The organism is Acinetobacter sp. 809848 (genome assembly GCF_000581275.1).
GTDB classification, from domain to species: Bacteria; Pseudomonadota; Gammaproteobacteria; order Pseudomonadales; family Moraxellaceae; genus Acinetobacter; species Acinetobacter pittii.
In genome coordinates this window covers 1-590 of record NZ_JEXG01000178.1, presented here as the reverse complement: position 1 = coordinate 590, position 590 = coordinate 1, and the positions used below count along the sequence as shown (strand labels likewise).

1 protein-coding gene and 1 pseudogene are annotated in these 590 nt (G+C 48.6%); both read left to right on the top strand.

Annotation, left to right across the window (positions count from 1 at the left end; all coding sequences use genetic code 11):
- Positions 1–333, top strand: a 333-nt coding sequence (locus J536_RS24655; protein ID WP_032064344.1) for a CoA-transferase, incomplete at its 5' end; no start/stop codon positions are given.
- 11 nt (positions 334–344) lie between these two features.
- Positions 345–590, top strand: a pseudogene (locus J536_RS24650) (hypothetical protein); the annotation flags it as partial.

Below are 590 nucleotides of genomic sequence, written 5' to 3'. Positions count from 1 at the left end.
TTTCAGGTTGCTGCGAATGGTGACTTGGCCAACTGGCACACGGGGGCACCGGATGCGATTCCTGCTGTGGGTGGTGCGATGGATTTGGCGGTTGGTGCCAAGAAAGTATTTATCACCACAGATCATGTGACCAAGCAAGGTGAGCCGAAGATTGTGGCTGAGCTGACTTATCCGGTTACGGGTAAGAAATGTGTGGATCGTATTTACACTGACCTATGTGTGATTGACGTGACTAAAGATGGTTTGAAGGTGATTGAGAAAGTTGAAGGTCTTAGCTTTGATGAGTTACAGGCTTTAACGGGTGCAACTCTGATTGATGCGACTCAAGGGTAAGGAAGTAGGGAATGACATTAAAAAACGCTTATATCATCGATGCCATCCGTACTCCATTCGGCCGTTATGCCAGTGGCCTTGCACCTGTCCGTGCCGATGACCTTGGTGCTGTGCCGATTAAAGCGCTCATGCAGCGTAACCCAAATGTAGATTGGGAACAGGTCGATGATGTGATTTATGGCTGTGCCAACCAAGCCGGTGAAGATAACCGTAATGTCGGTCGTATGTCAGCACTACTTGCAGGTTTACCGTATCAG